This is a genomic window from Sphingomonas sp. M6A6_1c (assembly GCF_053345135.1).
The window spans coordinates 14,396-36,962 of record NZ_JBKEZO010000005.1; the positions used below are offsets into that span (position 1 = coordinate 14,396).

The 22,567-nt window shown below is 70.3% G+C and carries 29 protein-coding genes and 1 other annotated feature (1 of these 30 only partly in view); of the genes, 21 read left to right on the plus strand and 8 right to left on the minus strand.

All coding sequences use genetic code 11. The annotated features are described in order from the left end of the window. Nucleotides 1-50: a sequence feature (sul1 is cis-regulatory element that is thought to sense ions involved in sulfur or methionine metabolism; They are found in Alphaproteobacteria), on the minus strand; it reaches 6 nt to the left of the window's first position. A gap of 49 nt (nt 51-99) precedes the next feature. From ACLBWH_RS11185 to ACLBWH_RS11200, 4 genes are read right to left on the minus strand one after another with little or no spacing between them, the layout of a single operon-like run. After that, nucleotides 100-1,782 carry an alpha-L-fucosidase gene (locus ACLBWH_RS11185; protein ID WP_447798846.1) on the minus strand — a complete coding sequence of 561 codons (1,683 nt, stop codon included), beginning with the start codon at nt 1,780-1,782 and terminating at the stop codon, nt 100-102. Then, a complete protein-coding gene (locus ACLBWH_RS11190; RefSeq protein WP_447798848.1) occupies nt 1,779-2,576 on the minus strand; it encodes an SGNH/GDSL hydrolase family protein in 798 nt (265 codons plus the stop codon). The genes ACLBWH_RS11185 and ACLBWH_RS11190 overlap by 4 nt, the downstream gene beginning before the upstream one ends. Next, nucleotides 2,576-3,496 (minus strand): GDSL-type esterase/lipase family protein, encoded by a 921-nt coding sequence (locus ACLBWH_RS11195; protein WP_447798850.1) that lies wholly within the window; start codon nt 3,494-3,496, stop codon nt 2,576-2,578. Before ACLBWH_RS11195 ends, ACLBWH_RS11190 begins: the two co-directional genes overlap by 1 nt. Beyond that, entirely contained in the window at nt 3,493-4,275 is a 783-nt protein-coding gene (locus ACLBWH_RS11200) for an IclR family transcriptional regulator (RefSeq protein ID WP_322850023.1), read from the minus strand. The genes ACLBWH_RS11195 and ACLBWH_RS11200 overlap by 4 nt, the downstream gene beginning before the upstream one ends. A 511-nt stretch (nt 4,276-4,786) precedes the next feature. On the opposite strand from ACLBWH_RS11200, the gene fucP reads away from it, so the two are divergent. The 6 genes from fucP to ACLBWH_RS11230 all read left to right on the plus strand — a co-directional run bounded on the left by fucP (nt 4,787) and on the right by ACLBWH_RS11230 (nt 10,154). Further along, nucleotides 4,787-6,037 (plus strand): L-fucose:H+ symporter permease, encoded by a 1,251-nt coding sequence (gene fucP / locus ACLBWH_RS11205; RefSeq protein WP_447798853.1) that lies wholly within the window; start codon nt 4,787-4,789, stop codon nt 6,035-6,037. Then, complete coding sequence (locus tag ACLBWH_RS11210) at nt 6,034-7,320, plus strand: aldo/keto reductase (RefSeq protein WP_416222424.1); 1,287 nt, start codon at nt 6,034-6,036, stop codon at nt 7,318-7,320. The genes fucP and ACLBWH_RS11210 overlap by 4 nt, the downstream gene beginning before the upstream one ends. Next, nucleotides 7,317-8,528: a UxaA family hydrolase gene (locus ACLBWH_RS11215; protein ID WP_322850021.1), complete on the plus strand. Its 1,212-nt coding sequence runs from the start codon at nt 7,317-7,319 to the stop codon at nt 8,526-8,528. Before ACLBWH_RS11210 ends, ACLBWH_RS11215 begins: the two co-directional genes overlap by 4 nt. Beyond that, entirely contained in the window at nt 8,525-9,256 is a 732-nt protein-coding gene (locus ACLBWH_RS11220; protein ID WP_447798856.1) for an SDR family oxidoreductase, read from the plus strand. Before ACLBWH_RS11215 ends, ACLBWH_RS11220 begins: the two co-directional genes overlap by 4 nt. Before the next feature lie 161 nt (nt 9,257-9,417). Then, complete coding sequence (locus ACLBWH_RS11225; RefSeq protein ID WP_322850049.1) at nt 9,418-9,783, plus strand: hypothetical protein; 366 nt, start codon at nt 9,418-9,420, stop codon at nt 9,781-9,783. Nucleotides 9,784-9,878: 95 nt separating this feature from the next. Further along, complete coding sequence (locus ACLBWH_RS11230; RefSeq protein WP_322850019.1) at nt 9,879-10,154, plus strand: DUF3297 family protein; 276 nt, start codon at nt 9,879-9,881, stop codon at nt 10,152-10,154. 66 nt (nt 10,155-10,220) lie between these two features. On the opposite strand, the gene ACLBWH_RS11235 is transcribed toward ACLBWH_RS11230, so the two are convergent. The 3 genes from ACLBWH_RS11235 to ACLBWH_RS11245 form a co-directional block, all read right to left on the minus strand. Beyond that, nucleotides 10,221-10,550 (minus strand): ArsR/SmtB family transcription factor, encoded by a 330-nt coding sequence (locus tag ACLBWH_RS11235; RefSeq protein WP_447798857.1) that lies wholly within the window; start codon nt 10,548-10,550, stop codon nt 10,221-10,223. A 349-nt stretch (nt 10,551-10,899) separates the two neighbouring features. Further along, the gene (locus ACLBWH_RS11240; RefSeq protein ID WP_447798859.1) at nt 10,900-12,756 is read right to left on the minus strand and encodes an ABC-F family ATP-binding cassette domain-containing protein; all 1,857 of its coding nucleotides are present in this window, start codon (nt 12,754-12,756) and stop codon (nt 10,900-10,902) included. Between the two features lie 74 nt (nt 12,757-12,830). After that, nucleotides 12,831-13,394 (minus strand): helix-turn-helix domain-containing protein, encoded by a 564-nt coding sequence (locus ACLBWH_RS11245; RefSeq protein ID WP_322850016.1) that lies wholly within the window; start codon nt 13,392-13,394, stop codon nt 12,831-12,833. Between the two features lie 86 nt (nt 13,395-13,480). Between ACLBWH_RS11245 and ACLBWH_RS11250 the strand changes: the two genes are divergently transcribed. The 4 genes from ACLBWH_RS11250 to ACLBWH_RS11265 all read left to right on the plus strand — a co-directional run bounded on the left by ACLBWH_RS11250 (nt 13,481) and on the right by ACLBWH_RS11265 (nt 15,591). Further along, nucleotides 13,481-13,912, plus strand: a complete 432-nt coding sequence (locus ACLBWH_RS11250) for a DUF6456 domain-containing protein (protein WP_447798861.1) — start codon at nt 13,481-13,483, stop codon at nt 13,910-13,912. A gap of 74 nt (nt 13,913-13,986) precedes the next feature. Continuing rightward, nucleotides 13,987-14,931: a diaminopimelate epimerase gene (dapF, locus tag ACLBWH_RS11255; RefSeq protein ID WP_447798863.1), complete on the plus strand. Its 945-nt coding sequence runs from the start codon at nt 13,987-13,989 to the stop codon at nt 14,929-14,931. A gap of 106 nt (nt 14,932-15,037) precedes the next feature. After that, entirely contained in the window at nt 15,038-15,256 is a 219-nt protein-coding gene (locus ACLBWH_RS11260) for a hypothetical protein (protein ID WP_447798865.1), read from the plus strand. 47 nt (nt 15,257-15,303) lie between these two features. Further along, nucleotides 15,304-15,591: a hypothetical protein gene (locus ACLBWH_RS11265; RefSeq protein ID WP_447798866.1), complete on the plus strand. Its 288-nt coding sequence runs from the start codon at nt 15,304-15,306 to the stop codon at nt 15,589-15,591. A gap of 241 nt (nt 15,592-15,832) precedes the next feature. On the opposite strand, the gene ACLBWH_RS11270 is transcribed toward ACLBWH_RS11265, so the two are convergent. Further along, a complete protein-coding gene (locus ACLBWH_RS11270) occupies nt 15,833-16,531 on the minus strand; it encodes a PAS domain-containing protein (RefSeq protein ID WP_447798868.1) in 699 nt (232 codons plus the stop codon). Nucleotides 16,532-16,938: 407 nt separating this feature from the next. On the opposite strand from ACLBWH_RS11270, the gene ACLBWH_RS11275 reads away from it, so the two are divergent. The 11 genes from ACLBWH_RS11275 to ACLBWH_RS11325 all read left to right on the plus strand — a co-directional run bounded on the left by ACLBWH_RS11275 (nt 16,939) and on the right by ACLBWH_RS11325 (nt 22,562). Further along, complete coding sequence (locus ACLBWH_RS11275; protein WP_322850010.1) at nt 16,939-17,451, plus strand: hypothetical protein; 513 nt, start codon at nt 16,939-16,941, stop codon at nt 17,449-17,451. Further along, complete coding sequence (locus tag ACLBWH_RS11280) at nt 17,448-18,773, plus strand: DNA-packaging protein (protein ID WP_447798870.1); 1,326 nt, start codon at nt 17,448-17,450, stop codon at nt 18,771-18,773. The genes ACLBWH_RS11275 and ACLBWH_RS11280 overlap by 4 nt, the downstream gene beginning before the upstream one ends. Before the next feature lie 281 nt (nt 18,774-19,054). Continuing rightward, nucleotides 19,055-20,158: a phage portal protein gene (locus tag ACLBWH_RS11285; RefSeq protein WP_447798872.1), complete on the plus strand. Its 1,104-nt coding sequence runs from the start codon at nt 19,055-19,057 to the stop codon at nt 20,156-20,158. Then, nucleotides 20,155-20,457 (plus strand): DUF6127 family protein, encoded by a 303-nt coding sequence (locus ACLBWH_RS11290; RefSeq protein WP_322850007.1) that lies wholly within the window; start codon nt 20,155-20,157, stop codon nt 20,455-20,457. The genes ACLBWH_RS11285 and ACLBWH_RS11290 overlap by 4 nt, the downstream gene beginning before the upstream one ends. Next, entirely contained in the window at nt 20,445-20,570 is a 126-nt protein-coding gene (locus tag ACLBWH_RS11295; protein ID WP_447798874.1) for a hypothetical protein, read from the plus strand. Before ACLBWH_RS11290 ends, ACLBWH_RS11295 begins: the two co-directional genes overlap by 13 nt. Then, on the plus strand, nt 20,567-20,758 hold the full coding sequence (locus tag ACLBWH_RS11300; protein WP_447798876.1) for a hypothetical protein: 192 nt from the start codon (nt 20,567-20,569) through the stop codon (nt 20,756-20,758). Before ACLBWH_RS11295 ends, ACLBWH_RS11300 begins: the two co-directional genes overlap by 4 nt. After that, nucleotides 20,755-21,138 (plus strand): tail completion protein gp17, encoded by a 384-nt coding sequence (locus ACLBWH_RS11305; protein ID WP_447798878.1) that lies wholly within the window; start codon nt 20,755-20,757, stop codon nt 21,136-21,138. Before ACLBWH_RS11300 ends, ACLBWH_RS11305 begins: the two co-directional genes overlap by 4 nt. 12 nt (nt 21,139-21,150) lie before the next feature. Beyond that, a complete protein-coding gene (locus ACLBWH_RS11310; RefSeq protein ID WP_322850002.1) occupies nt 21,151-21,558 on the plus strand; it encodes a phage major tail protein, TP901-1 family in 408 nt (135 codons plus the stop codon). Further along, entirely contained in the window at nt 21,555-21,872 is a 318-nt protein-coding gene (locus ACLBWH_RS11315) for a gene transfer agent family protein (RefSeq protein ID WP_322850001.1), read from the plus strand. The genes ACLBWH_RS11310 and ACLBWH_RS11315 overlap by 4 nt, the downstream gene beginning before the upstream one ends. A gap of 47 nt (nt 21,873-21,919) precedes the next feature. Then, nucleotides 21,920-22,069: a phage tail assembly chaperone gene (locus ACLBWH_RS11320; RefSeq protein WP_447799431.1), complete on the plus strand. Its 150-nt coding sequence runs from the start codon at nt 21,920-21,922 to the stop codon at nt 22,067-22,069. Next, a complete protein-coding gene (locus ACLBWH_RS11325) occupies nt 22,062-22,562 on the plus strand; it encodes a tail tape measure protein (protein WP_447798880.1) in 501 nt (166 codons plus the stop codon). Before ACLBWH_RS11320 ends, ACLBWH_RS11325 begins: the two co-directional genes overlap by 8 nt. Nucleotides 22,563-22,567: the final 5 nt, after the last annotated feature.

The following is a 22,567-nucleotide window of genomic DNA, read 5'->3' on the forward strand; positions in this document are numbered from 1 at the left end:
CCGGCGGATCGGCGGCCGGAATAGCCACCCGGAATTGCACCGGGTCCAGGCGAATGCCGGCCGCCTAAACCGATCCGTGCTGCAGCGCAATAGGCGGGCTCAGTCGACCAGCCCGGGCCCCTCGACGATCAGCGCGAGCCCGATGGCGTGGTGCGCGGCGGCGGGCAGCCGCACCTCCAGTGCATCGCCGGTGCGGGTGAAGGGCAATGGCGCGCTGCTGCCGGGCAGCGACACGCGGCGCACCTCGCCGCGACCGACCGGATTGTCGCGGCCGAGCAGGGTCAGCCGCGCGACGCCGTCGGCAGGCCAGCCGAGCACCAGCGCGTGCAGCGCCTTGCCGCGGGTGACGTAGCGGATGTCGCGCGCGGTGTAGCCGGTGTCGCGGCCGCCCTCCGAGAAGCTGCCCGCGCCGGCGCCGCCCGGCCCCTCGCCATGGATGCGCCACGGGCGGGTGGCATAGATCGCCGCGCCGTTGATCCGCATCCACGCACCGATCTCGCCGACGATCTGGCGTTCGCGCGAGTCGATCGTGCCGTCGCCCTTGATCGGCACGCTCAGCATCATGTTGCCGTTCTTCGACACGACGTCGCACAGCGTGTGCAGCACCTTGGCGGGCGTCTTGTAGAGGTTCTCGCGCTCATATTGCGCGCCGTAGAACCAATTGCCGAGGCAGGTCTCGGTCTGCCACGGATAGGGGTCGATGAAGCTCTTCTGCCCGCGCTCGACGACGTCGACCAGGCCCATGCGGCGCTGCGGCGGCGTTTCCTTGGCGGTGACGACGCCCTCCAGCCGGCCGCCGTGGCGCGCCATGTTGCGGTTGTAGAAATAGGCCGCGATGTCGAGCCCGGCCTGTTGCAGCGGCAGATCGTGATTGTCGAAATAGAGCATGTCGGGTTCGTATCTGTCGATCAGCTCGCGGCAGCGCAAAGTCCAGCGGCGGACATAGTCGGGATCGGGGGGCACGCCCTCGTTCCACAATCCGTCGGTGGCGGCATGCCACGCGCCGGCTTCGGCGAGCGAGCCGATGCCGTCGGGCACCGCCATCGACGGACCGGTATAAAGCTGTTGCGGGTCGAGCCCGTCCCACCATGCGCCCCGGCCCTGCGCGCGGGTCAGCGTCGCGGCGTCGTAGCGCTGGCCGCGGCGCGGGCCGACGGGATCGTAGCCGTAGGCGATCTGGTTCCAATGCCAGGCGTGGGCGCTGTGGTTGGAGACGGCGAAGCGCAGCCCGCGCTCGCGCGCCAGTCCGGCCCAGATGCCGACGATGTCCTTCTTCGGGCCGACGCGTGTGGAATTCCACGGCTGATGCGTCGAGGCGAAACAGTCGAGATTGTCGTGATGGTTGGCGAGCGCCATGAAATAGCGTGCGCCCGCACCCTTGTAGAGGTCGAGCAGCTCGGCCGGGTCCCATTGTTCCGCGCGCCACTGGTTCTGGATCTGCATGAAACCGGTGTCAGCGGGATGGCCGTAATGCTTCAGGTGATGGTCGTAGGTCGGGTGACCCTGAAGGTACATGTTGCGCGCATACCAATCGTCGCCGATGCCGGGGACCGAAGGCGCCGCCCAATGCGCCCAGATGCCGAACTTGGCGTCGCGGAACCAGTCGGGCGCGGAATAGCCGGCGGCGAGCGATTGCCAGTCGGCGGTGAAGCGTTGCGGCGGGGCGACCTTGACCGGGCGCAGCGCCGCGTGCGGCGGCGCGGCGGCGGCTATGGCAGGTGTCGCCTGGGCGAGGCCGAGTGCGGCGCTGCCGGCAAGGAAGCCGCGGCGATCGACGCTCATCGACCGCCACCCAGCGTCTTGGCGACCGCGGCGAGCGCGAGCGGACGCATGATCGCATAGCCCGCCGGGGTCGGATGGACGCCGTCGCTGGCGAGGCCGGGCTTCATGCCGCCCTCCGCCGTGGTCAGCGCGGCGTGATAGTCGACATAGGTATAGCCATGTGCGCTGGCATAGCCGCGCAGCCAGCGGTTGAAGGCGAGGATCTGCGGCGCCGGGCGCATCTCCGGGCTCCACGGAAAGGCGGCGGCGGGCGGGATCGAGGCGAGGATCACCTTGATGCCGTGCGCGTGCGCCAGCTCCGCCATCGTCTCGATATTGCCCTGTACCGTCTCGACCGTCGCGGCGCCGGTGTTGCCGGCGATGTCGTTGGTGCCGGCCATGATGTGCACCGCCTTGGGGCGCAGCGCGATCACGTCCTGGCGGAAGCGCAGCAGCATCTGCGGCGTGGTCTGGCCGCCGATGCCGCGATCGACCAGCCCGTGCGTGAACAGCGACGGATCGGCGCCGATCCAATTGTCGGTGATCGAATCGCCCATGAAGACGACGCGCGCCGGTTCGGTGAGCGCGGCATTCTGCGCGCGATAGCGGCAGAGCTGGCCGTGGTCGCGCGTCAGCATGTGGAGCTTCCACATCTGCCATGCCTGTCCGTCGGCGGGTTTGGGGTGGGCGGGGCAGGGATCGGCGACGATGCCGACGGGGTCGCCGGCATAGGGATCGCCGGGCACGTTGGTCTGCGCCGATACGGCGGATGCCGTCAGGCACAGGCCGGCGGCGAGAAGCTTGGGATAGCGCATCAGGGGGTCCTCTTCGTCTTGCTGGCCAGCGCGGCCTCGATTGCGGCGTGGGCGACCGGCGCCATGCGGGCGTAACCGGCGGCGAGCGGGTGGATGCCGTCGACGGTATAGTCGCGGCGCATCAGGCCCCTGTCGTCGGCGAGCGCGGTTTCGTAATCGGCGAAGGCATAGCCGCGCCGTTCGCAGAAGCCGCGCAGCCACCGGTTGAGCGCGTGGAGTTCGGCGGGCTTGCGCTCGCGCACGACGTCGCGCGCGGCGGGGGTGTAATCGTTGACCGGCAGCAACGCGCCGAACACCAATGCGATACCGTGGCGGTCGGCGATGTCGGCCATCGCCTGCCAATGATCCTCGATCTGCTCGGGGGTTTCGCGTTGCAGAACCCCCTGCACGTCGTTGACGCCGGCGAGGATCACCACGGCCGCGGGTCGCAAGGCGACGACGTCGGGCAGGAAGCGCAGCAGCAATTGCGCCGTCACCTGCCCGCCGATGCCGCGATTGACGTAGGGCGCGCCGGGAAAGCCGGCGGCGAGATCCCAGCGGTCGGTGATCGAATCGCCGAGGAAGACGACGCGTTGCTCGCCCGGCCGCGGCGGCGGCAAGGCGGCGTTGGCGGGCGCATACAGATAGCGTTCGCCGAAATCCTCCATCAGCACCGGCACCAGCCGTGCGCGATAGGGGCCGAGCCACGGACCCCAATCCTTCTCCACCGCGGTGCGCCGCGGCGGCGCGCTCTGATAGTCGCGCGCTGGCGCGTCGCTGGGATAATCGCGCGCTGGCGCGTCGCTGGGATAATCGCGCGCTGGCGCGTCGCTGGGATAGTCGCGCGCCGGCGCGCCGCTGGGATAGTCGTGAGCCTGCGCGCCGCCGGCGAGCAGCAGCGCCGCCAGCGCGAGGGCGGTCGCCGTCGTCCGGCGGATCATGTCGCCTCGCCCTTGCCGGAGAGATCGCCGAGCGCCGGGTCGAGCGCCTCGGCGATCGCGGCGGCGGCGGCGCGCAGCACGTCCTGCGTCGCGGCGATCGGCACCAGGCTGCCGGGGCCGTCGACGAACGGCACGGTGAGCGCGGCGCGGGCGGCGCCGAACGAAAGGATCGGGACGGACAGGTCGGTGATGCCGTTGAGCAGCGGGCTCGGCGTCGTGCCGCAGCCTTCGGCGAGGATCGCGGCGAGCTGGCCGGCGAGCGCGGCGTCGTCGATCGTGTCGCCGGTCGCGCGCACCTCGTCGAGCATCGCCGCGCGCGTATCCTCGGGCTGGAAGGCGAGCAGGATACGGCCCGAGGCGGAGCGATGCAGCGGCCGGCGATAGCCGACGCGCACCGCGAACCCCGACAGGCCCGGCGCCTCGACCCCGGCGATCACCACGATCTCCGCACCCGAGACGACGACGAGGTGGCAGCTCTGCCCCGTCTCGCGGGCGAGCGTGCGCATCACCGGCAGCGCGGTGGAGACGAGATCGCGCACCGGCGGCTGGCCCATGCTGAGCGCGAACAACCGGTTGGTGAGCCGATAGCCGTCGTCGCCGCGGGCGATGTAGCGATGCGCCTCGAGCACCTGCAGCATGCGGAAGATCTCGCTGACCGAGCGGCCGAGCGCGGTCGAGACATCGGACATGGTCAGCGGCACGCTCGACGCGGCGAGCAGTTCGAGGATCTCTAGCCCCTTGGTGAGTGCCGGCGCCTGGTAGCGCGCTTTGGTCGTCATCTGTCCTCCCCCGGTCGTTGTTCTTACGTCGACGCTTGCCGCCGTTTCCCCATCCGTCCGTTACCCCGGACTTGTTCGAGACCGCTGCGGAAATCGGTCCGTGACGCGCCAAGCTTGTAGCCCGGCGGAAGCCGGGGTCCAGTTGGGCGAAGGTTTGTAATGACTTGCGACGGCCTTACCGACTGGGCCCCGGCCTTCGCCGGGGTGCATGAGGTGTTTTTTCGAAGTTTCGACCCGTTCCGGGGCCACCGTCCCTCGGGAGGATGCCCGCGCCTCACGCCGTTCTCCTCGCCGCAGAGTGGACTTCGGAACAAGTCCGGGGTGACGGGGTAAACATGGAAACGGTTTGGTCATCGTCCTCGTCACTCCCGTCACCTAAGCGTCGATCGTGGCAAGGAAAATCCGCAGATGAAAGTGATTTTTACATTTCATATCGCGGCCGGAGGGCATAGACTCACGGCCAAATCCCGCGAACCGCGACCGTTCGTGGAGAGAGCGTGGGAGAGGCATAATGAACCCGAGCGTCGCCGTACAGGACGATGATGGCACAACGCCTGCCGGTCGCGGCGCGCTGCTGCTGACCATCGGCCTGTTCTTCCTGTGGGGCATGGCCAACAATCTCAACGACATCCTCATCGCGCATTTCCGTGCGGTGTTCACGCTGAGCGACCTGCAATCGGGCCTCGTCCAATCGGCCTTCTACCTCGGCTATTTCTGCTTCGCGATTCCTGGCGCGATCGTGATGCAGCGGTTCGGCTACAAGACCGCGGTGGTGCAGGGGCTGGTGCTGTTCGGCATCGGCGCATTGCTGTTCTGGCCGGCATCGCTGATGCTGAGCTACGGCTTCTTCCTGCTCGCGCTGTTCGTCATCGCCAGCGGCCTCGCCTTCCTCGAGACCGCGGCCAATCCGATGGTCGCCGCGCTCGGCAGCGCCGCCACCGCCGAGCGGCGGCTCAACCTCGCGCAGGCGTTCAATCCCCTTGGCTCGATCGCCGGCGTGACGCTCGGCGCGACCTTCATCCTCGCCGACGAGCGCGCGGGCGACGTCGCCGCGGCGTCGGCGGTGCGGTTGCCGTATCTCGTCATCGCCTTGCTCGTCTTCGCCTGGGCGGCGGTGATCGTCGTCACGCGCTTTCCCGCGGTCGCGACACGGCCGAGCGAACCGGACGCGCGCACCCCCGGCGCCTATGGCAAATTGCTGGCGTCGCCGCGCTATCTCGCCGGGGTGGGCACGCAGTTCCTCTACGTCGGCGCGCAGGTCGGGGTGTGGAGCTTCCTCATCCGCTACGTCGCGGTCGAGCTGCCGTCGTTCGGGACGCAGCGCGCGGCGTGGCTGCTGACGCTGTCGCTGGCGTTGTTCATGGCCGGCCGGTTCGTCGGCGCGGCGCTGATGGCGCGCATCTCGGGCGCGCGGCTGATGCTGATCTTCGCGGCGATCGATGCGCTGCTGTGCGCCGTCGCCGCCTTCGTCGGCGGGCCGGCCGGCGTCGCCGCGCTGGTGCTGTCGAGCGCGTTGATGTCGATCATGTATCCGACGATCTTCGTGCTGACGCTGCGCGGGCTGGGGCCGCTGACCAAGCCGGGCGCGTCGCTGCTGGTGATGGCGATCATCGGCGGCGCGGTGCTGACCGCGGCGATGGGGTTCGTCTCCGACCTGGGGTCGATCCGCTTCGCGATGCTGGTGCCCGCCGCCTGTTTCGTCGGCGTCGCGCTGTTTGCGCGGCTGCATCGCGACACGGCGGTGACGGCGGTGACGGCGTGAGCGCGCCGCTGCTGCCGCGCTTCGGCATGGGGACCGCGGCGATCGGCAATCTGTATCGCGCGGTCGGCGACGACGAGGCGATGGCGACGGTCGCCGCGGCGCTCGCTGCCGGCATCGGTTATTTCGACACCGCGCCGCATTACGGCTTCGGCCTCGCCGAGCGGCGGCTGGGGGCGGCGCTGGCCGTGCACGATCCGGCGGGGCGGGCGCTGGTCTCGACCAAGGTCGGGCGGCTGCTGGTGCCGACCGCGGCGCAGGGCAGCCGGCACGGCTTCGTCGATGCCGATCCGTTCGAGCCCGCGTTCGATTACGGCGCGGACGGGATCCGCGCGTCGTTCGCGGCGAGCCTGGCGCGGCTGCGCCGCGAGCGCGTCGACCTGTTGTTCGCGCACGATCTCGGCCGGATGACGCATGGCGACGATCATCCCCGCCATCTCGCCGCCTTCCTCGATGGCGGGCATGCGGCGATGGTGGCGCTGAAGCGGGCCGGCGCGGTCGGGGGAATCGGCATCGGCGTCAACGAGATCGCGGTGTGCGACGAACTGCTCGACCGCGTCGACCTCGACGTCATCCTGCTCGCCGGGCGCTATACGTTGCTCGACCGGAGCGCGGCGGCGCTGCTCGATCGCTGCGCCGAACGCGGCGTGCGGGTGATCGTCGGCGGCCCGTACAATAGCGGCATCCTCGCCGCCGACCCGGCCGAGGCCGATCCGCAGCGGCTGCATTACGATTATGCGGCGCCCGATGCGGCGATCGTCGCGCGGACGCGGGCGCTCGCCGCCGCCTGTGCGCGGGCGGGGGTGGCGCTGCCGGCCGCGGCGTTGCATTTCCCGCTGCGCCACCCGGCGGTCGCCTGCGTCGTCGCCGGGCTGGTCGGCGCGGATCAGGTCGCGGCGATGGTGGCGCGGATCGCGACGCCGGTGCCCGATGCCGCGTGGCCGCTGCTCGATCCCCTTCCGCAACCGGAGCCGATGTCGCCCGTGACCAACCAGTTGATCCTGCTTCACCCCGACGACAACGTCCTGATCTGCGTCGCGCCGATCGCGGCGGGAGACGTGCTGCCGATCGGCGGCGGCACCGTGCCGGCGCGCGAGGGGATCACCGTCGGCCACAAGATCGCGCGCCGCCGCCTCGCGCTGGGCGACAAGGTCATCAAATATGGCGCGCCGATCGGGTCGATGACCGCGGCGGCCGATACCGGCGATTGGGTCCATATGCACAATATGAAGAGCGACTATATCGCCAGCCACACGCGCGCGACGGTGACGGAGGCGCGGGCATGATCCGCGGCTACGCCCGCGCCGACGGCCGCAAGGGCATCCGCAACACCGTCGCGGTCGCCTATCTGGTCGAATGCGCGCATCACGTCGCGCGGCGGATCGTCGACAAGGCGGACGATCCCGACGTCCATCTGATCGGCTTCCCCGGCTGCTACCCCAATGCCTATGCCGCCAAGGTGATGGAGGCGGTGGCGACGCATCCCAACGTCGGCGGGCTGGTGATCGTCTCGCTCGGCTGCGAGAGCTTCGATCGCGAGCGGTTGCAGGCGCTGGTCGCGGCGAGCGGCCGCCCGGCCGAGCTGCTCGTCATCCAGCAGACGGGCGGCACCGCGGCGACGATTGCCGCCGGCCTCGCCGCGGTGGCGCGGGTGCAGGCCGAGATCGCCGGCGTGGAGCGCGTGGCGATGGGGATCGACGAACTCGTCGTCGGCACGATCTGCGGCGGCTCGGACGGCACCAGCGGCATCACCGCCAACCCCGCCGTGGGCCGCGCCTTCGATACGCTCGTCGGGGCCGGCGCGACCTGCATCTTCGAGGAGACGGGCGAACTCGTCGGCTGCGAGGGGATCATGGCCGATCGCGCGATCACCCCCGAACTGGGCGAGGAGCTGATCGCCAGCGTCGCCAAGGCCGAACGTTATTATACCATCATGGGCTTCGGCAGCTTCGCCCCCGGCAATGCCGAGGGCGGACTGACGACGCAGGAGGAGAAATCGATGGGGGCCTATTCCAAATCGGGCTCCTCGCCGATCAGCGGCATCATCAAGCCTGGCGACGTGCCGCCGGCGGGCGGGCTCTACCTGCTCGACGTGGTGCCCGACGGCGAGCCGCGCTTCGGCTTCCCCAATATCTCGGACAATGCCGAGATCGTCGAGATGATCGCCTCCGGCTGCCATCTGACGATCTTCACCACCGGACGCGGATCGGTGGTGGGATCGGCGATCGCACCGGTGATCAAGGTGTGTGCCAATCCCGAGACCGCGCGTCGCCTCGCCGCCGACATGGACATCAATGCCGGCCGCATCCTCGAAGGCGCGGCGACGCTGGACGAGGTCGGTGCCGAGATCGTCGATGCGGTGCTCGCCGTCGCGGGCGGCCAGCGCAGCGTCTCCGAAGAGCTGGGCCACCGCGAATTCATTCTCACCTACAAGGCTTTCGACCCGATCGGCCCGGCGTGCCTGCCGATCGCCCAACGCAGGACGGCAGTATGACGACACGATTGGACGGCAAGGTGGCGCTGGTCACCGCAGCGGCGCGGGGCATCGGCCGCGCGACGGCGGAGCGGTTCGCCGCCGAAGGCGCGCGGGTGATCGCCACCGACCGCGACCGCGACGCGCTCGCCGACGTCCCGGGGTGCGAGACGCGCGCGCTCGACGTCACCGACGGCGCGGCGGTGGCGGCGCTGGCGGCGGAGATCGGGCGGATCGACGTGCTCGCCAACGTCGCCGGCATCGTCCACGCCGGCACCATCCTCGATTGCAGCGAGGAGGAATGGGCGCAGGCGATCGCGATCAACATGACCGCGATGTATCGCACCGTCCGCGCCTTCCTGCCGGCGATGCTGGCGGGCGGCGGCGGCGCGATCGTCAACGTATCCTCGATCGCCAGTTCGGTGAAGGGCATCCCCAACCGGTTCGCCTACGGCACCACCAAGGCGGGCGTGATCGGCCTGACCAAGGCGGTCGCCGCCGACTTCGTCGGCCAGGGCATCCGCTGCAACGCGATCTGCCCCGGCACGGTCGACACGCCGTCGTTGCAGCATCGGCTGCACGACACCGGCGATTATGCCGCGGCGCAGGCGGCGTTCGTCGCGCGCCAGCCGATGGGGCGGCTGGGCCAAGCGGACGAGGTGGCGGCGCTGGCGCTGTATCTGGCGAGCGACGAGGCGGCGTTCACCACCGGCGCGGTGCATGTCATCGACGGCGGCTGGGTGAACTGAGCCGCGGCCGCACCTTCGCTGGGCACGCCGCCTAAACCGCGGATGAACGGGGCATTCCGCCTCGGTTCAGCCCGACTCGCCTAAACGATATGCAACACGCTCGCCGCTCTGTGCGTTTGGACCAGATACTCCGAGCGTCGTGTTAGAGGAGGTTCGACGTGATGAATGCGATGTTGAAGAAGGCAGGTCTGGGGATCGCGCTCGCCGCGACCGCGCTGACGGCGGCCGCGCCGGCGGATGCGCAGCGTTGGGGTGGCTATCGCCATTATCACCGCGGCAACGGCGGCAGCGTCGCGGCGGGTGCGTTGCTCGGCGGCATCGTCGGGCTTGGCATCGGTGCGGCGGTCGCGGGCAACAACCGCGATCGTTATTACGACCGTGGCTATTATTACGACGCGCCGCCGCCGCCGCCGCGGGTGGTCTATCGCGACGAATATTACGCGCCGCCGCCCCCGCCGCCGCGCGTGGTCGTCCGCGAGCGGTATTACGATTACGGCCCACGTTACGGATATGGCTACGGCTATTAAGGCTTGCAGCGGTTTCGTCGGGAAGGCGGCGCGGACATCCTGTCCGCGCCGCTTTTTCGTAGCGGGGCCGGGGCGATGCCGCTAAGCGCGGCGACATGACCGATACGCCCCCCGATCGCCTGTCGACCGATCCGTCGAGCCCCTATTTCGACCAGGCCGCGCTGGAGCGCGGCATCGGCATCCGCTTCAAGGGCGTCGAGCGCCGCGACGTCGAGGAATATGACCGCCCCGCCGGCTGGATCCGCGTCGCGCTGGGCAAGAAGGTCGATCGCCACGGCCGGCCGCTGACGCTGAAGCTGTCGGGCGAGATCGAGGCGTGGTTCGAGCGGCCGGCGGCGGGTGCCGCGGACGAGGCCGACGCCGAGGGCTGAACCCCGTTTCAGGACATGAGGGCGGCGCGGGGGGTAACTCCTGCGCCGTTTCTTTGTCCGGTATCGTCAGCTTGCGGCGGGCGGGGGGCGGAGCGCCGCCCAATCGCCAGCGATGGCGTCCAGTGTACGACGCGCGGCGTCGAGTGCACCGGGCTTGCTCCTGTAATGCGTCTCGCGGCCGAGCCGTTCGGCGGTGACGAGACCAGCGTCTTCGAGCACGCGCAGATGTTTGGTGACCGCCTGGCGCGTCATGCCGGCATTGGCAGACAGGCGCGCGATCGAGCGGCCGGGGCCGCTGCGCAGGATGATGAGCAGCGACAGCCGCGTCGGGTCCGATAGCGCCGCGAACAGGCGGGCGGCCTGCACCGGCTTCGGCATCGGCGTGGGGGAGGACATCGGCAACCTTTCGGCTGCGCCTGATGCAACCGTGAAGTTGCTTATTATTGGAAGGATCTAAGTGCAACCGCGATGTTGCATTGCGCTGGGGGCGGGCGGCGGCGCGATCGGGATTTACAGGTAGCATGCGGTGGTGACGATGTCACGAACGCGCCGTTATGACGGGCTATGTCATGCCGCACTTGATCCGGCATCCCGCTTCCCGCCGGGAGAGAAAAAGAAGCGGGACCCCGGCGCAAGGCCGGGGTGACGGGAGGATAGGATGCACGCTTTACACCTCCGCGCCTTCGTGCATGCGATGCGGCCGTGATCGTCGATCCGTCTCGTGGTCTAACGGAGCACCCGTTCCCTAAGCCGTCTCCAGTGCCTCGGTAGCTTCCAGCCATGCCGCTTCCGCTGTCTCGATCTGCGCCTGTACGTCCGCCCGGCGCTTCATCAACTCGCCCATCGCCAACTTGGCGTAGCGCGGTTCCGCCGTCTTAGGATCGAACATCGCGCGGTCGATGGCATTGCGGTCGGTGGTGAGCTTGGCGATCTCCGCCTCGCGATCGCGGATCGCCTTGCGTCGCGCCTTGTCGGCGTCGCGGTCGAGCGGCTTGCCCTTTTCCTTCTTCGTACCCGATTTGCCCTTCTGCTCGGGCTGTTTGTCGCCCGCGAGCACGAAGGCGATATAATCGTCGAGCGTGCCGTCGAACTCGCGCGCGGTGCCGTTGTCGACCAGGACGAGCCGGTCGGCGGTCATCTCCAGCATGTGCCGATCGTGGCTGACCAGCACGACGGCGCCGGTATAGGCGTTGAGCGCCTGCACCAAAGCTTCTCGCGCATCGACGTCCAGATGGTTGGTCGGCTCGTCGAGGATGAGCAGATGCGGCGCGTCGCGGGTGATCAGCGCCAGCGCGAGCCGCGCCTTCTCGCCGCCCGACATCTTGCCGACCTTGCCGACCGCCTTGTCGCCGGAGAAGCCGAACCGGCCGAGCTGCGCACGCACCGCGGCGGGGCTGGCGCCGCGCATGATGCGGGTCATATGTTCGAGCGGCGTGTCGTCGGCATCGAGCTCTTCCACCTGATATTGGGTGAAATAGCCGACCTTCATCTTGCCGCTCGCATTCATGTCGCCGTCCATAGGCGTCAATTGCGCGGCGAGCAGGCGGGCGAGCGTGGTCTTGCCGTTGCCGTTGCGCCCGAGCAGCGCGACGCGATCGTCGGGGTCGAGCCGCATGTTGAGCCGCTTGAGGATCGGCGTTTCGGCATAGCCGACGCTCGCCATGTCGAGCGTGATGAGCGGCGGGCGCAATTCGCTGGGATCGGGGAAGTCGAACGACAGCGACGGATCGTTGGCGAGCTCGGCGATCGGCTGCATCTTGGCGAGCATCTTCTGCCGGCTCTGCGCCTGTTTGGCGGTCGAGGCGCGCGCCGAATTGCGCGCGACGTAATCCTGCAGCTTGGCGCGCTGCGCGTCCTGATTGGCCTTGGCGGCGGCGAGCTGCGCCATCCGCTCGGCGCGCTGACGCTCGAAACTGTCGTAGCCGCCGGCGTAGAGCGTGATCTTGCCGTTCTGCAGGTGGAGGATGTTGTCCACGACGTTGTTGAGGAAGTCGCGCTCGTGGCTGACGACGACGATCGTCGCCTTGTAGCCGACGAGGAAATCCTCGAGCCACATCACCGCTTCGAGATCGAGGTGGTTGGAGGGCTCGTCGAGCAGCAGCAGGTCGGGCTGGGAGAAAAGGAGGGCGGCGAGCGCGACGCGCATCTTCCAGCCGCCCGAGAAACTGTCGAGCGGACGCTGCTGCATCTCCTCGTCGAAGCCGAGGCCGAGCAGGATCTGCGCGGCGCGCATCGGCGCGGTATAGGCGTCGATCGCGATCAGGCGCTCGTAGACGTCGCCGAGCCGCTCGGGGTCCTCGCTCGTTTCCGATTCGATCATCAGCGCGGCACGCTCGGTATCGGCGGCGAGCACCGTCTCGAACGGCGTCGCGGTGCCCGAGGGCGCTTCCTGCGCGATATAGCCGAGGCGGGCGCCTTTGGGCATGTCGGCCGAGCCGTCGTCGGGTTCCAGCATGCCGGCGATGACGCGGACGAGCGTCGACTTGCCGGCGCCGTTGCGGCCGATCAGCCCGATCCGCCCGCCGGGCGGCAGCGCCGCGGTCGCGCCGTCGAGGATCGTGCGGCCGCCGAGGCGCACGGTGATGCCGTTGAGGTTGAGCATGCGTGCGCCTGTAGCAGATGTTGCGGTGCAGCTAAAGCGGGTCGCTGGCCCCGACGATTTGGTTCGCGTGAAGCCTATAACGTGCGGATCAGGCGGGAGGCCTGCGCCAACCATGCCGGTGATGTGACCGAGGTGGGACGTGCGTTGGGGGTTAGGGGCAGGAGGAGCAGCGCGTCGCCGTCGCGGCCGATGAGGCGGGCGAAGAGGAAGCGGCCGGCGGGGAGGGGGACGAGGACGTCGCGGTTGAGCGCTTGGTCGAACCGGTCGGGCGCGCGCAACTCGCACCAGATCGCGTCGCCGGCGCGATAATCGCCGATGCCGCCGGTGACGCTGATCGCGACGCCGCCGGGGGCGGGCTGCGGCGGGACGAGGGTGAGCGGCTGACGCGGGGCGTGCGCGCCCTCGGCATCGAGCGTCGCGGCGACGGGCAGCGTCGCGCGGTCGGGGAGGGTGACGAGATCGGCGGGCGCGACCCCCAGCGCGGCGGCGATGCGGTTGAGCCAGGCGACCGAGACGGTGCGCGTGCCGGTTTCAAGCCGGCCGATCGTCTGCGCGGTCGTCGGCGGAACGCAGCGGCGCGCGACCTCCTCGAGGGTCAGGTTCTTCGCTCTGCGCACCTCACGAATGGCGGTAATCATCTCTGCCTCCTAACCGCTGCGGTTATTTCCCTGTCCTACAAAGCTGACGTTGTGGCAAGTGGGTTGCGACTCGGAAGGAGGCGGTGATGCGGGAGCTGGTCGAACGGACGGTAGGCAAGGGGCGCAGCGTGACGGTGAACGTCGCCGAATCGCCGCTTGGCTGGCTGCGCGCGCGCGGACTGGTCGATGCGCGGCAGTTCGAGGCGGGGGAGCGGCTGCGCGGCGATTACGAGACGGCGGCGTTGGGGCCGCGGGTGACGATGCGCTGGGTGGCGCGGGTCGACGGCGGCGGCGGCGCGGGGCTCGACCCGACGACGGCGCAGATCGCCGCCAAACGCCGGTTCGACGCGGCGCTGGCCGCGGCGGGCAAGGGGCTCGCCGATGTCGCGTGGCGGGTGATCTGCGCGGGCGAGGGGCTGCCCGTGGCGGAGAAGGCGTTGGGCTGGCCGGCGCGCGCCGGGCGGCTGGTGCTGACGCTCGCGCTCGACCGGCTGGCCGATCATTATCGTTTGCCGTGACCGCCACCGCGGGTGTATCGGCGCGGCGAGACGAGAACATAAGCGGTCCATAGGGCCGCAACGGGACGGGTGTGGTGAAGTTCGATTTCGTGAAATGCCATGGCTCAGGCAACGATTTTCCGTTGATCGATGCGCGCGCCATCGATCTGGCCGCGGCGGAATGGGCGGCGGTGGCGCGGGCGCTCGCCGACCGGCGCGGGCCGGTGGGCGGCGACGGCCTGCTCCTGCTCGGCCAAGGCGATGAAGAACATCAGTTTTCCATGGTCATGTACAATTCGGACGGGAGCGAGGCGGAGACGTGCCTCAACGGGCTGCGGTGTGTGGCGCGGCTGGGGTTCGAGGCGCTTGGGATCGACGCAGGCCAGGTGAGGCTCAAGACGTCGAGCGCCGCGGTGGTGCGCGATGCCGAGCTGGAGCCGGGGGTCTATACGGTGCGCGAGACGGCGGGGCCGGCGGGGCTCGATGCCGCAGCCTGGCCGCTGCACGGCGCGGGAGCCCGGATCGTCGAGGCGGTCGTGCCGCCGCTGGGCAGCGCGCGGCTGTTCACCGCGGTCGCGATGCCCAATCCGCATCTGGTGAGCTTCGTCGATCGCGTCGACGAGGCGGAGCTGGTCGCGCTGGGCAGCGCGTGCGAGGCGGCGCCGGACTGGCTGCCCAATCGCGCCAACGTGTCGTTCGTCGAAATGCGGGGGGGCGACCTGTTCGTGCGGACGTTCGAGCGCGGCGTCGGGCTGACCGACAGTTGCGGCAGCGCGATGGCGGCCTCCGCCTTCGCCGCGTGCCTGACCGGACGGCTGGCCTATGATGCGCCGATCACCGTCTTCAACAAGGGCGGGCTGGTACGTGCCGAGGTCGCGCGCGACGCGATGGTCAGCCTGTCGGGCAATGCGACCTGGGAATGGCGCGGGACGGTGACGGTCGATCTGGCGGCGGAGCGCGCGGGGGACCTGATCGTCCACGGCCATTGCGATGCCGAGATCGCCGCCTGGGCGGGACTCGCCGATGCGGCGAGCCGTTGACGCGGTCGGGCGGATCGCCGCCGCCGCAGCGGCGCCCCCATTGATCGGCGCGGCCACCGCCACCCTATAGGATTTGCGATCTACGTATCGCCGGAAAGCAACGGACATGCGCGACGACACGACTTATTTCTACGCACGGGCGGAGACCGAGCTGGAGCTGGCGCAGCGCGCCACCCACCCCGAGGCGGTGCGTGCCCATTACATCATCGCCAACCATTATCTCGATCGCTGCTACGGCGGCGGCGAGACGGCGGTGGCCGACAGCGACCCGCCGGGCGGCGATGGCGCCGGTGGACCTGCGGACAAGCCGGGGCGTCCGGACTGAACCACTGGCCGCGCCGTTCGTTGAGCGGATGGACGAGGGCGGCAATCATGGACGGCAGCGGTACCGGCGACGACGAAGATACCGAACGATTGCGCGGGCAGGACGCCAAGCTGCAGCCGCTGGGGCAGGCGTTGCGCGCGACGTACGATGCCGACAATCACGCCAGCCTGTCGAAGGACGTCACCGGTCTGATGCTCGATCTGGCGCACGTGCCGTTCGAGCCGCATGAGTTCCAGCCGCTGCTGGGCGACTCGTTGCGACCCCCCATACCGCGCGGATGGCTCGCAAGGGCACGGCTGGCGTTGCGGTCGCGCGCGGCGACGCGATCGCGCTGACCGGTCAGGACCGATCGACCTCTCGTAAATTCCTCCTCCGCACGGGAGAAGTGGGTGGCAAAGCCGTGACGGAGGGGGAAGGACTCGGCAACCGACGATATCGCTTACCTCCCCCTCCGTCATGCCTTCGGCATGCCACAGTGCCGGGTCGGTCATGCCCCCGGCATGACCTTGAACGGCCGGGGGCCGTTCAACTCGGCACTCCCTGGCGGGGGAGGAATCTATGGAACGTCGAACCTATCTAGGCCTCGACCGGTGCGCCCTGGGCGACGGCGAGGAGCGAGCCGAAGATCGCCTCCAGCATCGTCAGCGCCTGCGGGCTCAAACGGATCGGCGTATCCTCCATGATCGGGCCGGGGCGTTCGAGTTCGATGAAGCCGGCGTTGCCGAGCGCGAGCAGCCAGCGCCGTGCGAGCAGCCAGTCCACCGCGATCCGCGTCGCGATCTCGCCGCCCTGGATCGCCTTCGCCTCCGCCTCGGCGACATAGGCGCTGAGCAGGATCTCGGTCGCGGGATTGCCGATGAGCGATTGGCCGAAGGATTGCTTGCCGCTGCGGATCGCGGTGAGCAGCAGCCGCGCCATCCGCCATTGCGATTCGACCGTCGAAGGCGAAGTGGTCTGTTCGCGCAGCGGCTGGCAGGTCACCGCGAGCTTGTGGTCGTCGCCCACCCCCATGCGGGAGACGTGCAGATTGACCCAGAGCGCGCTGCCGTCGGGGCGAACGTGGCGCTGCGAGAAGAATCGCGGTTCGCCGGTGTCGAGGATGCGCCGCAAATGGCGTTCGGCGGCGGTGCGGTCGGCCTCGGCCAGCGTGTCCAACACATTGCGGCCGATCACCGCGTCGCGGGGCAGACCGAGAATCGCCTCATAGGCCGAATCGACTTCGGCCACGGTAAGGTCGCCGGCGATCAGGCCATGCGCGGCCGGACCCAATGCCATCCTCATAAAAAGCCTTTTCCGTTCAGCGATGTACGTTTTCTGGTCATTGCCGAACGGCCCGTCCTGATCGATGTCACCCGAGCCATGGCCGCCGCAGAATTGCGCGAGACGGCGGCCGGGAGTCACATCCTATGCTGCGATGGACCCGTTTGTGACACAATTTGTTGGACAGGTCGATGCGCGAATGCGTGTGATTATCGCAAGCTACAAACTCTCCTTCAACCAGTGGAATAGCAACAGCACGGATGAAAACCGTACTATCCTATTTGGTACAAAACGCTTGACATCGTCACGCTGTTCGGGTACATAACAGGAACGATGAGGAATTGCGGGTCGGGCCGGAGCGGTCGGGGTGGAAGCCCCGCCGCTGCCGGCCCGATCGCGTTTTGGCGAACGGGGGGCGAAAGATGGCGGTAGGTATCGCGGCAGACCAAGACGGGGCCACGCCCGACCAACGCGAGACGATCACGATCGTGCTGCCCGAGCGCGGCCGACGCGTGCGGTGGACGGCGGCGCTGACCGACGCATTCATGGATCATCTGTCGCGCACCGGGAACATCAGCGCGGCGGCACGGCGAATCGGGATCGATCCGGCGCAGGCCTATTACCGGCAGCGGACCAACGCCGCCTTCCGCGAAGCCTGGCGGGCGGCGCTCGACGCGGGCTATCTGACGATCGAGACGCAGGCGATGGCCTATGTCCTGTCGGGCGGCGATGCGGCGGCGGCGGACACCGGCACGGGCCGCTTCGACTGGGACCATGGGCTGCGGCTGCTCATCTGGCACGACCAGCGGCGGGCCGGGCGCGAACAGCGCGGCAAACCGCCGCGGCAGGTGACGACGCGCGAGGAGAGCGATGCGCTGATCCTCCGGCGGCTCGCCACGCTCGCCAAGCGCAAGCAGAACGAGACGGCGGCATGAGCGACGCGACGACCGATATCTTCGCGTCGCTCGCCGGGCTGTCCGAGGCGGACCGCACATGGCTGGTCCGGTCGCTGCCGGGGCCGATGCAACGCGAGCTTGCGGAGCGCTGGGTGGGCGGCTGGGCGCAGCACGGGCAGGCGCCGCCGGTGGCGGGCGACTGGCGGATCTGGCTGATCCGCGCCGGGCGCGGCTTCGGCAAGACGCGTGCCGGGGCGGAATGGGTGACCGCGGTCGCCGGTGCCGACGACGGCGCCGAGATCGCGCTGGTCGGCGCAACCGCGGCGGACGTGCGCCGGGTGATGATCGAGGGGCCGAGCGGCGTGCGCGCCGTCGCCAAGACCGGGCAGACGCCACGCTATACGGTGTCGCGGGGCGAGGTCCGCTGGCCCAACGGCGCGGTGGCGCGGATCTATTCGGCGGATGTGCCGGATCAGTTGCGCGGCCCCGAACACAGCGCCGCCTGGTGCGACGAGCTGGCCAAATGGCGGCGCGGCGATGCCGCCTGGGACAATCTGCTGATGGGGCTGCGGCGCGGCGTGCAACCGCGGGTGGTGGTGACGACGACGCCGCGGCCGACCGCGCTGATGAAGCGGGTGCTGCGCGCCCGCGGGCTGGTCGAGACGCGCGGGGCGACGCGCGACAATCCGTTCCTGCCGGCGGCCTTCGTCGATCATGTCGAGGACGCCTATGGCGGCACGCTGTTGGGCCGGCAGGAGCTGGACGGCGAGATGATCGAGGATCTCGCCGGTGCCTTGTGGTCGCGGGCGCGGATCGAGGCGAGCCGCGGCGTCGCGCCCGCGGAGCTGGTGCGCGTGGTGATCGGCGTCGATCCGCCGGCGGGCAGCGATGCCGGCGCGGGCGACGCCTGCGGGATCGTCGCGGTCGGGCGCGACGGCGACGGCCTCGCCTATGTGCTGGAGGATGCGAGCGTGGCGGCGGCGTCGCCGGAGGGCTGGGCGCGCGCGGTGGCGGATTGCGCGGCGCGGCATCGTGCCGACCGGGTGGTGGCGGAGGCCAATCAGGGCGGGCAGATGGTGCGATCGGTGCTGCTCGCCGCCGACGTCGCGCTGCCGGTGACTTTGGTGCGCGCGAGCCGCGGCAAGGTCGCGCGCGCCGAACCGGTGGCGACGCTCTACGAACGCGACCGGGTGCGGCATTGCGGCCGGTTCGCCGCGCTGGAGGACGAGATGTGCGGGCTGGTCGCGGGCGGCGGCTATCACGGGCCGGGGCGGTCGCCGGACCGGGCGGATGCCCTGGTGTGGGCGATGAGCGAGCTGATGCTCGGTCGGCGCGCGCGGGCGGGGGTGCGGGGGTTGTAAGGGGGCTGAGGGAGGGTGTTCGCGCGAAGACGCGAAGCGGCGCTTTGGGGAGGGTCCCTAAGTCCTCCCCCGCCAGGGGGAGGTGGCGCGGCGAAGCCGTGACGGAGGGGGAGGATACGGTGAGCTCAGCGTTTGCGGAAACGCCCCCTCCACCACCGGCCTGCGGCCGGCGGTCCCCCTCCCCCGCTAAAGCGAGGGAGGAATTGGGGGATGCCGGCCTTCCTGTCGCTCTCCGCTGCGAGGGAGGAACTGGGCCATCCTTTACATCACGGGAGATCATCATGCGGTTGTTCGGACGCAGGGGTGCGCGCGAGGGCGGGCGGCCGGCCTTGTCGCGTACGGGGACGGGGGTGGCGCTCGGCGAGTGGCCGCGGTCGTATGAGGCGCAGGTGCGCGAGGCCTTCGCGGGCAATGCGATCGCGCAGCGCGCGGTGAAGCTGGTGGCGGAGAGCGTCGCGGCGGCGCCGATCGCGGCGAGCGTGCCGGCGCTGGCGGCGCTGGTCGCGGCACGCTCGGGCGGGCAGGCGCTGCTGGAAAACGCGGCGGCGCAGGTGCTGCTGCACGGCAACGCCTATGTGCAATTGCTGCGCGACGGCGGCGGCGGGGTGGCGGCGCTCTATGCGCTGCGGCCCGAGCGGGTGACCGTCGAGCTGGATGCGAGCGGCTGGCCGACCGCCTATGTCTATCGGGTCGGCGAGCGGCGGACGCGGCTGGATGCCGAGGGGCCGCGGCCCGACGTGGTGCATATCCGCAGCTTCAACCCGGTCGACGATCATTACGGCATGGGCTGCCTGGGCGCGGCGGCGGGGGCGGTCGCGGTGCACAATGCGGCGGCGCGCTGGAACAAGGCGCTGCTCGACAATGCGGCGCGGCCGTCGGGCGCGCTGGTCTACGATCCCGGCGACGGCGGCGCGCTGGCGCCCGACCAGTTCGAACGGCTGAAGGCGGAGATGGAGGCGGGCTTCGCCGGCGCCGGCAATGCCGGGCGGCCGATGCTGCTGGAGGGGGGGCTGCGCTGGCAACCGCTGTCGCTGAGCCCCGCCGACATGGATTTCGTCGGGCTGAAGGCGGCGGCGGCGCGCGAGATCGCGCTCGCCTTCGGCGTGCCGCCGATGCTGCTCGGGCTGCCCGGCGATGCGACCTACGCCAATTATCGCGAGGCCAACCGGGCGCTGTGGCGGCTGACCGTGCTGCCGCTGGCGGAGACGATCCTCGCCGCGCTGGCGCAGGGGCTGGACGGCTGGTTCGAGGATGCGAGCCTTGCGGTCGACCTCGATCGCGTCGCGGCGCTGAGCGAGGATCGCGAGCGGTTGTGGGCGAGCGTCGCGGCGGCCGGCTTCCTGTCGGACGAGGAGAAACGCATGATGGTGGGAGTAGGACGATGAGCGAGGTTCTGGCGCAATTGATGGCGCAGGCGGCGCGCGAGGGCAGCAACATCGCGACGATGCGCGCGATCGCCGAGGAGGCGGGCGAGCTGTCGGCGATGCGCGCGCTCAAGCGGCTCGGGCTGGGCGACGAGGAGGCGCAGGGCGACCTGGCCGCGCTGCGCGAGCTGCTCGGCGCGTGGCGCGACGCCAAGCGCTCGGTGTGGAAGGCGGCGGCGGGGTGGCTGCTGCGGATCGCGGGGGCGCTGCTGCTGACGGGGCTGGCGGTGAAGCTGGGGTTCCGCGCATGGCTGGAGTGACCGCGCCGGTGCGCTTCGCGGGCTATGCGGCGCTGTTCGACCGTGCCGACCGCGCGGGCGACGTGATGCGCGCGGGGGCCTTTGCGGATGGGTGCGGAGCGGGGCGGCGGTGACGGTCGCTTATTCCGCGGGGCTGGCGGCGAGCTGGGACCTGCTCGCCGCGCCGTTGCAACAGGGCGTCGTGCTGCTCGCCGCGCATCTGTCCGAGCATCGCGACGGGCGGGTCGAGCCGCCCGCCGCGGTGGCGGCGCTGTGGCGACCGTATCGGCGGATGCGGCTGACGGCGGAGGCGCGGTCGTGAGCGCGGGGGCGGTGCTGTACGCGGCGACGCTCGCGCATCTGCGGCGGCGGACGCGGGTGTTCGCCGCGCCGCCGCTGCGCGCGGCGATGCCGCGGGTGACGCTGGACGATCCGGTGCTGGGTGCGGCGGATGCGAGCGGCGTCAGCGGCCGGGTCGGGACGATCGCGGTGACCTATACCGATGTCGGCGAACAGCCCGACCGGCTGCGCGCGCTGATCGTCGCGGTCGAGGCGGCGATGGAGGCGATGCCCGCCGACCTCGGCGCGGAGGGGTGGCGGCTCGGCGGGCTGCGGCTGGCGCGCAGCCGGCTGGTGCGCGGCAAGACCGAGCATTGGATCGGCACCAGCACGTTCGCGGTGCGGATGTTTCGGATCAACTGAAGGAGACGGGCGATGGCGGTGGAACGGGGCAGTGCGTTCCTGCTCAAGGTCGGCGACGGCGCGGCGGTGCCGGCGTTCGCGACGGTGGCGGGGCTGCGCACGACGCAATTGAGCGTCAACGGCGAAGCGGTGGTGGTGACCAGCAAGGATTCGGGCGGCTGGCGGCAATTGCTGTCGGGCGCCGGGGTGCGCAGCGTCAGCGTGTCGGGCGCGGGGGTGTTCACCGGCTCCGCCGCCGAGGCGCGGATCAAGGCGAGCGCGCTCGCGGGCACGATCGACGATTACCGGCTGAGCTTCGAGAGCGGCGATGCGATGACCGGGCGCTTCCTGGTCACCAAGCTGGATTATGCCGGCGATTTCAACGGCGAGCGATCCTATACGGTGAGCCTGGAGAGTTCCGGGCCGGTGGTGGCGTCGTGAGCGGCGCGGGCGCGAACCCGGCGCGCGGCGAATGCACGCTGCGGGTCGACGGCTGCGAGATGGTGCTGCGGCCGTCGTTCCAGGCGCTGGTCGCGGCGGAGCAGGAGCTGGGCTCGCTGTTCGACCTCGTCGTGCGGGCGACCGACGGCAAGCTGCGCATCGGCGAGCTGGTGGCGTTGTTCTGGCACTGCCTGCGCGAGCCGCCCGAGGGGATGACACGCGAGACGCTGGGCGAGGCGCTGATCGGGGTCGGTCTGGCGAAGCTGACGCCGGTGCTGCGCGACCTGCTCCACCAGATATTGGCGGGGCGGTGAGCGACTTCGCGGCATGTGCGGTGCGGCTGGCTGGGTCTGCCGGGGCGATGCTAGGGTGGAGCCCCGACGCCTTCTGGCGCGCGACGCCGGCCGAACTGGCGGCGGTGGTGGCGGCGGCGAGCGGCGGCGGCGCGGTGGTGACACCGCCCGACGCGGCGACGCTGGCGGCGATGCGGGAGGCGTTTCCGGATGGATGAGGTGGAGCGGATGATGGTCGGCGTGCACGCCGACACGGCGGGGTTCGCGCGCGAGGTGGAGGCGATGCGCGGGACGCTGGAAGGCTCGCTCGGCGCCGGGGCGGAGCGGGCGGGGCGGTCGATCGAGGCCGCGCTGCTGCACGCGGTGCGCAGCGGCACGTTCGGTTTCGAGGAGCTGAAGGGCGTCGCACTGGCGGCGATGGCGCAGATCGCCAAGGCGGCGCTGCACGCCGGCGTCGGGGCGGTGCTGGGGGGATCGCGGGCCGGCGGAGGCGGACCGCGCGACGGGCCGTGGCCGTCCGGCGGGGGCTGTTTCGGGACCGGGGTGCCGACGTCGTTGTCCGACCTGTTGCTCGGGCTGGGGCTGCCCGGCCGGGCGACGGGCGGACCGGTGGCACCGGGGCGCGGCTATGTCGTCGGCGAGCGCGGGCCGTTATCTGGACAGTCTGCGCCATCCGGGACATCGTATAGCGGTCTGCTTGGGACGCCTTAGGTAGG

Bases quoted from the DNA above. Each gene is read 5' to 3' on its own strand.
- ACLBWH_RS11185 (WP_447798846.1), bottom strand. From the start codon at position 1,782: ATGAGCGTCGATCGCCGCGGCTTCCTTGCCGGCAGCGCCGCACTCGGC.
- ACLBWH_RS11190 (WP_447798848.1), bottom strand. From the start codon at position 2,576: ATGCGCTATCCCAAGCTTCTCGCCGCCGGCCTGTGCCTGACGGCATCC.
- ACLBWH_RS11195 (WP_447798850.1), bottom strand. From the start codon at position 3,496: ATGATCCGCCGGACGACGGCGACCGCCCTCGCGCTGGCGGCGCTGCTG.
- ACLBWH_RS11200 (WP_322850023.1), bottom strand. From the start codon at position 4,275: ATGACGACCAAAGCGCGCTACCAGGCGCCGGCACTCACCAAGGGGCTA.
- fucP (WP_447798853.1), top strand. From the start codon at position 4,787: ATGAACCCGAGCGTCGCCGTACAGGACGATGATGGCACAACGCCTGCC.
- ACLBWH_RS11215 (WP_322850021.1), top strand. From the start codon at position 7,317: ATGATCCGCGGCTACGCCCGCGCCGACGGCCGCAAGGGCATCCGCAAC.
- ACLBWH_RS11220 (WP_447798856.1), top strand. From the start codon at position 8,525: ATGACGACACGATTGGACGGCAAGGTGGCGCTGGTCACCGCAGCGGCG.
- ACLBWH_RS11225 (WP_322850049.1), top strand. From the start codon at position 9,418: ATGAATGCGATGTTGAAGAAGGCAGGTCTGGGGATCGCGCTCGCCGCG.
- ACLBWH_RS11230 (WP_322850019.1), top strand. From the start codon at position 9,879: ATGACCGATACGCCCCCCGATCGCCTGTCGACCGATCCGTCGAGCCCC.
- ACLBWH_RS11235 (WP_447798857.1), bottom strand. From the start codon at position 10,550: ATGTCCTCCCCCACGCCGATGCCGAAGCCGGTGCAGGCCGCCCGCCTG.
- ACLBWH_RS11240 (WP_447798859.1), bottom strand. From the start codon at position 12,756: ATGCTCAACCTCAACGGCATCACCGTGCGCCTCGGCGGCCGCACGATC.
- ACLBWH_RS11245 (WP_322850016.1), bottom strand. From the start codon at position 13,394: ATGATTACCGCCATTCGTGAGGTGCGCAGAGCGAAGAACCTGACCCTC.
- ACLBWH_RS11250 (WP_447798861.1), top strand. From the start codon at position 13,481: ATGCGGGAGCTGGTCGAACGGACGGTAGGCAAGGGGCGCAGCGTGACG.
- ACLBWH_RS11260 (WP_447798865.1), top strand. From the start codon at position 15,038: ATGCGCGACGACACGACTTATTTCTACGCACGGGCGGAGACCGAGCTG.
- ACLBWH_RS11265 (WP_447798866.1), top strand. From the start codon at position 15,304: ATGGACGGCAGCGGTACCGGCGACGACGAAGATACCGAACGATTGCGC.
- ACLBWH_RS11270 (WP_447798868.1), bottom strand. From the start codon at position 16,531: ATGGCATTGGGTCCGGCCGCGCATGGCCTGATCGCCGGCGACCTTACC.
- ACLBWH_RS11275 (WP_322850010.1), top strand. From the start codon at position 16,939: ATGGCGGTAGGTATCGCGGCAGACCAAGACGGGGCCACGCCCGACCAA.
- ACLBWH_RS11280 (WP_447798870.1), top strand. From the start codon at position 17,448: ATGAGCGACGCGACGACCGATATCTTCGCGTCGCTCGCCGGGCTGTCC.
- ACLBWH_RS11285 (WP_447798872.1), top strand. From the start codon at position 19,055: ATGCGGTTGTTCGGACGCAGGGGTGCGCGCGAGGGCGGGCGGCCGGCC.
- ACLBWH_RS11290 (WP_322850007.1), top strand. From the start codon at position 20,155: ATGAGCGAGGTTCTGGCGCAATTGATGGCGCAGGCGGCGCGCGAGGGC.
- ACLBWH_RS11295 (WP_447798874.1), top strand. From the start codon at position 20,445: ATGGCTGGAGTGACCGCGCCGGTGCGCTTCGCGGGCTATGCGGCGCTG.
- ACLBWH_RS11310 (WP_322850002.1), top strand. From the start codon at position 21,151: ATGGCGGTGGAACGGGGCAGTGCGTTCCTGCTCAAGGTCGGCGACGGC.
- ACLBWH_RS11320 (WP_447799431.1), top strand. From the start codon at position 21,920: ATGCTAGGGTGGAGCCCCGACGCCTTCTGGCGCGCGACGCCGGCCGAA.
- ACLBWH_RS11325 (WP_447798880.1), top strand. From the start codon at position 22,062: ATGGATGAGGTGGAGCGGATGATGGTCGGCGTGCACGCCGACACGGCG.